Below are 8,279 nucleotides of genomic sequence, written 5' to 3'. Positions count from 1 at the left end.
CGTTTGGCAAAGAGCCTCCTGCCGGAGCGCCACAGTTCACGCAGCTGCAGGGCCAATACCTGGCCTTCATTTATGCCTACACCAGGATCTTCAAACGCTCCCCGGCAGAAGCGGACATGCGTCGCCACTTTGAGGTGACCGCACCGTCTGTACACCAGATGGTGATAACCCTGGAAAAGGCCGGTCTCATTCAACGCCAGCCTGGAGTAGCGCGAAGCATTCAATTGCTCGTACAACCCGAAGCGCTGCCAATCTTGCGATAGCTCAACCCGTCAGAATCTCTGCGGAACGGTACTAGCAATCCGCTCATCAACACGGGGCTCGCCGTCCTTTCAGGTGTGCTCGTCGCGATAGCCGGTGACTTCTTCTATTATTGGATGCATCGCGCCCAACACGCCGTTCCGTTCCTTTGGCGCCTGCATGCCACTCATCACTCAATTCGTGAACTGACGGCCTGGAATTGCAATCATCATTTTACCGAGCCATTTGTATACGCATTGTTTGTCACGCTACCACTTACGCTGGTTAACTTCGAATCAGGCGTCGTGCCCGTCGTTGCCATGACCCTAATTACCTTTCAGGCCCACCTTTCTCACTCTAGCACACGAGTCAACCTTGGGCCGCTCCGATACATTATCGGCGACAACAAATTCCACCGCATTCACCACTCGATGGAACCGCATCATCGGCATCGAAACTATGGGTTCTTTACGACGGTATGGGACACGATTTTCCGCACGGCATATTGGCCGAAAAAGGACGAGTGGCCGCAAGTTGGTCTCCGAGATCAGTCCGAACCACTCACCGTACGTGACTATTTTATGTTTCCGTTTGATAAGCGACGTTGGATCAGAACCAAGGTCGGAAATGGTATGCGGGGAGTTGAGGCTGGCGGATTGAACGCGGCGGAAAGAGATGGACCTGTTCGTTCGGATATCAGTTCCGCAGCTTGAAGTTCAAAGAGTTGGGTCTGATCTAAACTTGGTGGCGGCCTTGATCAGGAGGCTGCTTAGCGAGAAGATCTGCAAGGCTGCGGCCCACCGTTCGGTGATGATCCTATCAGGCAAGTTGAGCACGAGGGTCGGCTCAGATCCGTTTCATCTTAGCATCAAAGCTCCCCGGCCCGGCCAAGACCAGATACAGGACGACGAAGCAAAACAGGATTAAGCCATCGCCGCCGCCTGCGGGCAGCATTGGCGAAAACCAACTGTCCTGCCGGTGCCTCGCCGCCTGAGGGGAAGCCAAATAGTTTCACAGTGCCATGTTCAGTGAATAGCCGCGCGGCAACAATCCAGAGCACGGCAAGTGCCGTCTGCGTGTTTTGAAACGTTCCTTCAAATTAGTATTGAGCCTCTTCGCCGCATCATAAACTCCCGCTCAATCGGGATCCGGATCAGAAGGCGCTCGACCGCTGGGATGAACCGAATTGATCTCTGGCAAATATCACGCCAATAGAAATTCGCAGAGGACGTGAAACCATTGTTACGCATGGAAAGGTCTTTCCGGGCGCCGAAGGGGATTGCCCTCCGAACAGATCGACTACCGATATAGCGATGACAAAAGGCCTGCCGTTCACTCGCTGAAGTTCACCAGGATGCTGTGCGGATCGCTCTTTCTTTCCCACCAAATGGGCCCGCTGTCGGACTGCGCGATATTCAATTTTCCGCCCACTATGCGATTTGCGAAGAAAGTTTTCACAGAGCGTCTTTGCGCTGTGAAAACGTCAATTTGTATTACTAATGAGGAGTACTGATAGGTTTGTAGGGCGTACATACACGCTGTGGATAGATAAGTTATGCGGTTCAATGGTCTTGACCTAAATCTCCTAGTCGCGCTCGACGCCCTGATGAGCGAACGCAATCTGACGGCGGCGGCGCGCAGCATCAACCTGAGCCAGCCAGCCATGAGCGCGGCGGTCGCACGGTTGCGCACCTATTTCCAAGATGAGCTGTTTACGATGGCCGGCCGCGAATTTATCCCCACCCGGCGGGCTGAAGGTATCGCGCCGGCGGTGCGCGAGGCTCTGCTGCAGATTCAGCTCTCCATTATTTCGAGGGAGCCGTTTGACCCGGCTAGGTCGGATCGCCGCTTCAAAATTGTGCTTTCCGATTACGTTACACTCGTGTTTTTCGAAAGGATTGCGGAGCGTGTCGCGCGAGAAGCTCCCGGCATCAGCTTCGAATTTCTTCCCCCCGGCGATGATAATGAAGACCTTCTTCGGCGCGGCGACGTTGATTTTTTCATTCTGCCGGAAATATTCTTATCAAACGCCCATCCCCAAGCGAGACTGTTCGATGATGTCCACGTGTGCGTAGGCTGCACCTCGAACAAGCAACTGGAAGAGCCGTTTACGTTCGAGAGATACATGTCGATGGGGCACGTTGTGGCCAAATTCTATACGCGGAGGCCGGGACTCGAGGATTCGTGCCTCCTCGAGCACGGTCGCGAGAGACGGATCGACGTCGTCGTACATGGCTTCAGTATGATTCCGTCCATGGTTTCGGGCAATGAGCGCATAGGAACCATGCCCTTACGGCTGGCGCAGCACTTCGCAAGAACAATGCCGCTGCGCATCGTCGAGCTTCCGCTGCCACGACACCTTCCGTTCACCGAAGCCGTTCAATGGCATGAACTTCACAATAGTGATCCGGGAAGCGTCTGGATGCGCGAAATGCTGTTTGAGGAGGCGTCCCGCATGGTTTCGCCGATTGCCACGACCGCGCCGCTCAGCAACTCAAACCAGCACGAATGTTGTCCTGCGCACATGTGATCCGAAAACTTCATCGGGCCATGACTATTATATGGCTGCCATAGCGCCGTTTCGGGCGCCGCGCGTTAATGCTGCCGGCAAGCTTATACGTTCCCGCGCCCGCTCGCCGACCGCTTTGACGATAGTGGGATTAGCTTAACACCGGGGACGCTAGTTTAGGGTAGCCGATCGCGAACATCGCTCATCCATGACCTCACGTTTTGCCGGTCTGTCTGCCGCTCAACGATGTCGGAGATGCGACTACGCCGTGAGGGCCACTTGGGTGATCTTGTTGGACAGTGGCACTTTGAGCCATCGGCAGATCCGGATAATGCACGCGCCCCGCCGAAGAGTAGATGATTGCGTCCATCGCTCGTATGTGACTGCTGGGCTGCCGGACAATTGCCGCAGGGTATCTTGTCGACGTGCTCACTGCCCAGTTGGATCAATGTCGCGGACATGGTCATGAAGAACCCCCGGTCAACGCCGTGCCAAGATTGTAGGACTCGGCGCGGCGATGGCGGGTGATCAAATTGATCGGTGATCGTGGGGTTGCTCACTGCTTTGCGGGCGCGGATTTCTGCAGTTTGTCGTCAAGTTTCTTCACGAGAACAGGATCCTTCTGTGCAGCGGCCAGAATTTCGTTGTATTCGTCCACTGAAATATTGGGAGAGGTCTGAACGGCCTGTATCATCTGTTTTCTTGCCTCGCTCCGTAGCTCTTGCTTCGCTGTCTCATCCGGCGCCGCCTTGATCTTGGCCGCGTACTCCTGCCTAATCTTGTCCACCTGGAGATAGGCGACGGCAAAAGCTTCGATCTTCTGGTCACTGATGGCCGCAGCCGCACCATTGCCATCTGGTTGCCCTTGGGCGGGTTGCGTCTCTTGCGCCGCTTGCTGCGCCGGCGCAGGATTGCTGAGAAACATCAAGCCCAAAACTGCAGCGGTCAACGATGCGGCAGAGATGTAACGATCGATCATTTTAATTCCTCTCATATAGTGCGGGGGACAAGGCTTCTTTCCCAGCGTAAAGCCAAAAGCGGTGATATAGCCGGCTTCGGTCGACGAGGATTCGGCGACAATGTGGCCTTCAATGCTTGCCATAGGACGATAGCGAGGCGATCATGATACCATGAACGGGGCGCTGCCGAGAACTTTGCCATCATCAGGAGCATATGAACCGGATGCGACGGCGAGGAGCTTGACGTTTAGCATCCAACTGGACGGCCAGCACGGCGCAGGAAAAGTTGTTGGGGCTCCAAATTATGGCGCATCAGTTAAGACGAGCCATAAATTCGGATTGAATAGTGGCTGCTGTGTAAAGGGAAGCATCCAGCGGCAGGGTCCCAAATGCAAGTTGACACAGAAGATAGTTGGCGCCTGCCTCTTCTACCTGGCTAAGTAATGTTTGTCTCACCGACGCCGCCGACCCTGCGATGCATAACTCGTTCTCAACCGCCTCGTCGAAAGTCAGCGGCAGGTTTGGTGGAGTCTGCAGGTCATTTAGCTCGTAAAGGAATTCAAAGCTGGCGAGCCAGTGTTCGTAAGCCGGCGCTGCGAGCACCCAGGCTTCGCGGTCAGAACGCCCAATCACGATCATGCGAAGCAAGCCACGAAACGAGGATTGATCATCTTCGCCCGTGTTCTCTTTTCGATGGGCGCGGAAGGCGTCAGTAATTTTGCGGACAGAAGAGGACGGTCCCAGGCACGCGATGTTTGCGCCGTTCGCAGCGGCCCAGCGGGCCGATTCGGGTCTACCTGTGGCAATCCACATCGGTGGATGCGGGCTTTGATGAGGTTTTAGTGTCAAAGGTATGTTGCTCAGCTCAAAATGCTGGCCCTTATGGGACAACGTGCCGCCTCTCATCGCATTAAGAAGAATTTCACTGGCTTCCGCATAGCAGCCTGGTGCCGCGTCCGCACACATCCCGAAATAACTTAATTCGATCGGGAGAGAACCGCGTCCAATCCCGACCTCAACTCTGCCGCCGCTCAATTGGTCCAGCATACAGATTTCTTCAAAAGCACGCAGCGGGTGATAAAGGGGCAGCAGCATGACAAGTGGCCCGATACGAATCCAACGCGTACGCTGCGCGACGCTCGATAAAAACAGATTTGGCGATGGCCCTCTCCCATGTGGAGTACAGTGGTGCTCAGCAAGGTGATAAGCGTAAAAACCAAGGCCGTCGCACGCCTCGGCTAACCTCAGGCGATCTGAGTACTGCTGGGCTATGTCGCAGCCGTTGTCGTCCAGATGATCGAAGATGCCGAAGGTCAGATTAGAAGGAATGGCATTTCCCATTCGATTGTCTCCAATGTTAGATGAAAGATGTCGATTCAAGCGATGAAGAGGCGGTCTATGCTCCGGCCGTGGTTCTCCACGACGAGGCATCAAAAGGCACCAGGGTCAGTGCAATCGCCGACACCGGTTGTGTCGACCTCATTTGGTGCGGAGATCTGGGTATCCCGGCCAAATCGACTTGGCTGTTTCTGTGGTGTCGGCAAAAACAAAGATTAGCCGTGCGTGACCGGCTGCATCTTCAGGCTTTTAGAAATGTCAGCGGCGGCTGATAGGAATGCATCCATTTGGGTTTTTGAACCGACGCTTACGCGAATATGATTTTCCAGGCCGTCATCGGGAAAGACGGCAACAAGTATCTTTCGTCTTCTCAACGATGCTTGCCACCACGTGCCGTTTTGCCCAGGTGGTGCGCGAGCAAGCAAGAAATTTGCATGAGACGGGGTCACCGAAAATCCGAGTTTAGAGAGTGCGGCCGTGGTTCGGTGTCTTTCATCTTTGATATGTTTGTGGTTCTCGGCGTAGGCGGCGCGGTGCGAGAGGATGCTGGTGCCGACCGCGTGGGCAATAAGATTCATATTGAAGAGATTTTGGCTGTTACGCAGCCTTCCGATAAGTTCAGGATGACCGAAGCCGAAACCAATGCGAATACCGGCGGCGGCGTAGCTTTTAGAAAATGTTCTTAAGACCAGCAGGTTCGAATGGCGATTGATAAGTCGTAGAGCATCGTCGGGCGCAAAATCGACATACGCCTCATCCAACACTATCAAACGGTCGGATTGCGCAGCGAGCCTGTCGATCTCGGCTATTGGAACAAAGGTTCCGCTCGGGTTATTCGGATTGGCCAGCAGGATGAACTTTGCCTCTTTTGCGGGACCGAGAAGCAATTGCTCTATCGGCAACGAATAAGCTTTGCTCCATTCGATTTCGAGAAATTGAGCACCCTGCAACAAGGCTAGTTTGCGGTTGAACGAAAAACCTGGCGACATCATCGCCACGCTATCACCCGGAGCAAGGAAAGCCCTGTAGATTAGCCCCAGCAGTTCAGACGATCCATTGCCGGCGATCACCTGATCGCGGGAGAGGCCATACGCATTGGCGGCCGCTTCCCGCAAGCAGCGATTATCATCCTCCGGATAAAGGTAATGCCGTTTGAGGGCGGCAATCGCGCTTCGCATCACCAGCATTGGCAACGGAAATGGATTCTCATTCGTGTCCAGCTTAGCGCAATTGGCTTCAGGACCCGGCTGTTTAGCCGGAATAGCGTCGAGCTGTCTCACCGTCTGCGAAAGAGCCGAAAGCACACTTTGCAGTTTTGCATCAGACATATCTTTTCTCCGTATCAGTTAGTCGAACCCGCTAGCATGTGATCGGCAGTCCTAGCTGAAGCCCATGTATCTTCGTTCCGCTTCGACGACGGCAGCAACGATCATCCTGTCCGCAGATCGCCACGCAACGCTAACCCTCTAAAACCGCAATTTGCTCAAGCCTTTGAAATTAGAGCGGCGCCTTTGGACCAGCCGCCTCTCACGATGTGATTTGGCGGCCAATGCCGCCAGCTTGCCCCCGCCGTTTTCGAATGCGGCTCTCACCCGGCCCATCCCCTAAAGTGGTAGTCTCGGCAAAACTCCGAAGGCAGCTGACGGGATCGCAATCGCGACCGACCGCGTCGAGACCGGCAGAAACGTGCAGCTCGCTTGGACGATCACCACGGAAATCTTCATGAGGGCCTCCTGGAGCATGAAATTACAAGCCGAGAGCTACGGACTGGATCGAGACCTCAAACACGACCATGCGAGCGAGATCGATACCGTCCGTCGGCGGATTGGGTATTCTGATCTGCCCAATACCTTCGCCACTGATGAGCCGGCCGTCGCCAGTGGGATCAATGGGGACATCGTCGACATCCCTGCCGAGGAGGCTTATCGTCATGTGAACCACCACTGATTAGCATCGCCGACCCCACCGTCGGTGGAGCACTTCACCGCCTATTTACGCTTGATCGGCCCATCGGGATAATCGATTGATTTAATAGGACTCATCCAAATGTCGGATGGTTGCGGCAAGCTTCGCATCACAGCGGTGAAAATCGACCAGGGCAGGTGTCGTCGGTTCGTGCCCGCGGCGGCGTCGCTCGTGGCAGCGCAATAGACTGCCGGCCATGGCTCTCGCGGGCTCCTCGACTCACCGCCGCATCGACATTGCAATGTCCTAATCATCGTCTCGGCACGATTTGCTGCAGGCGATGTTCAGGCCGTCATTCCAACGCGATCGGAAGTACAGGCTCTCCCTTGAGTCTGATGCGGGCACTATCTCGCGATTTTCATTGGAGGATTAGGTTATCGTCGAATTTGGCGGCGATCGCCGGCTCCGCTCGTGCTGTCGGCACCCTCGCCGGCATTGGCGAGAAGACCGACCGGCGGGACTGGGTGTTCGAGGAAGCTGCGGGACTATAGCGCGGGCTTAATGCGAGCCTGGCTCGCGGGCAAATGACATATTTTGATGCAAGCGCCGCTGCGAGCAACCTCCCAGCGTCGAGAAGCATGTTGCCTCCAGCTGCAGCTCCTGATCCGCCTTTCCTTCGGATAGAGACGTAGCCGCAAATGCTTAGCGCGACAGGGCCGACAAACATAACCGTCGGTTCTTTGCTTGGTGATTGGCACGGTTGTTGCGTCGTCTCAGGAAGACAGTGCACTAAGGAAAGGTCATGATGATTCATGGATGCTCGATGGCGATGGTCCTTGTCGGTGGATACCTTCTTGCTGCATACGCAGGGGACTTGGCGGCGCTGAGGATGGTTTATCTGCGTCGCCATTGTCGATGGCTGATATATCCAATTTCGATACTTTCATGGTTCGCAGCCCACCGATTTCACTCGGCCTGGATCCGTTTTATGCCAAGTATGCTGACGCAGCAGGCATACCTATTCTTACTGATACCGCGTCCCGTTTAACTTGACTCTTTGGCCTTCCCAAAACGCGGTGAATCTGAATCTCTGGAGCAAACCGGAGGTCTGCGATGCGATCAGGGATTTCATTGCGTGAGGATTTTGACGGAGAAGGTCTGCGGCGGCTGGCGCGGCAGACGAAGGACGCCGCCCAGGCACGACGTTTGTTGGCGCTCGCGTCGATCTATGACGGAGGCTCGCGTTCCGATGCCGCCCGTCTCGGCAATGTCACGCTCCAGATCGTTCGGGACTGGGTCATGCGCTTCAACGAGCGTGGTCCCCAAGG

8 protein-coding genes and 1 pseudogene are annotated in these 8,279 nt (G+C 55.2%); 4 read left to right on the top strand and 5 right to left on the bottom strand.

Features of this window, described 5'->3' with window-relative positions; translation table 11 throughout:
• The coding region (locus PH547_RS33225) for a LexA family protein (RefSeq protein ID WP_285170285.1) at positions 1-263 on the top strand (263 nt) is incomplete at its 5' end.
• A gap of 75 nt (positions 264-338) precedes the next feature.
• The gene (locus PH547_RS33220) at positions 339-953 is read left to right on the top strand and encodes a sterol desaturase family protein (RefSeq protein WP_280950733.1); all 615 of its coding nucleotides are present in this window, start codon (positions 339-341) and stop codon (positions 951-953) included.
• A gap of 133 nt (positions 954-1,086) precedes the next feature.
• Here the strand turns inward: PH547_RS33220 and PH547_RS33215 are convergent.
• A pseudogene (locus PH547_RS33215) lies at positions 1,087-1,300 on the bottom strand (hypothetical protein).
• A 495-nt stretch (positions 1,301-1,795) separates the two neighbouring features.
• Between PH547_RS33215 and PH547_RS33210 the strand changes: the two are divergent.
• Positions 1,796-2,770 (top strand): LysR family transcriptional regulator, encoded by a 975-nt coding sequence (locus PH547_RS33210; RefSeq protein WP_065091953.1) that lies wholly within the window; start codon positions 1,796-1,798, stop codon positions 2,768-2,770.
• A gap of 535 nt (positions 2,771-3,305) precedes the next feature.
• On the opposite strand, the gene PH547_RS33205 is transcribed toward PH547_RS33210, so the two are convergent.
• The 4 genes from PH547_RS33205 to PH547_RS33190 form a co-directional block, all read right to left on the bottom strand.
• Positions 3,306-3,851 (bottom strand): DUF4168 domain-containing protein, encoded by a 546-nt coding sequence (locus PH547_RS33205; RefSeq protein WP_065091952.1) that lies wholly within the window; start codon positions 3,849-3,851, stop codon positions 3,306-3,308.
• A gap of 169 nt (positions 3,852-4,020) precedes the next feature.
• A complete protein-coding gene (locus PH547_RS33200; RefSeq protein WP_004120058.1) occupies positions 4,021-5,049 on the bottom strand; it encodes an LLM class flavin-dependent oxidoreductase in 1,029 nt (342 codons plus the stop codon).
• A 212-nt stretch (positions 5,050-5,261) separates the two neighbouring features.
• Positions 5,262-6,374, bottom strand: coding sequence for a pyridoxal phosphate-dependent aminotransferase (locus PH547_RS33195; protein ID WP_065091951.1), 1,113 nt, complete (start codon positions 6,372-6,374; stop codon positions 5,262-5,264).
• Positions 6,375-6,792: 418 nt separating this feature from the next.
• Complete coding sequence (locus PH547_RS33190) at positions 6,793-6,978, bottom strand: hypothetical protein (RefSeq protein ID WP_172831088.1); 186 nt, start codon at positions 6,976-6,978, stop codon at positions 6,793-6,795.
• 1,086 nt (positions 6,979-8,064) lie between these two features.
• Here PH547_RS33190 and PH547_RS33185 point away from each other — a divergent pair.
• Positions 8,065-8,279 (top strand): helix-turn-helix domain-containing protein (locus PH547_RS33185; protein WP_350223760.1); only part of this gene is annotated, 215 nt, incomplete at its 3' end.

This window comes from Rhizobium cerradonense (genome assembly GCF_030182455.1).
GTDB lineage: Bacteria > Pseudomonadota > Alphaproteobacteria > Rhizobiales > Rhizobiaceae > Rhizobium.
Note: the sequence above shows the minus strand (reverse complement) of the source record. Positions and strands in the feature narration are given on the sequence as shown.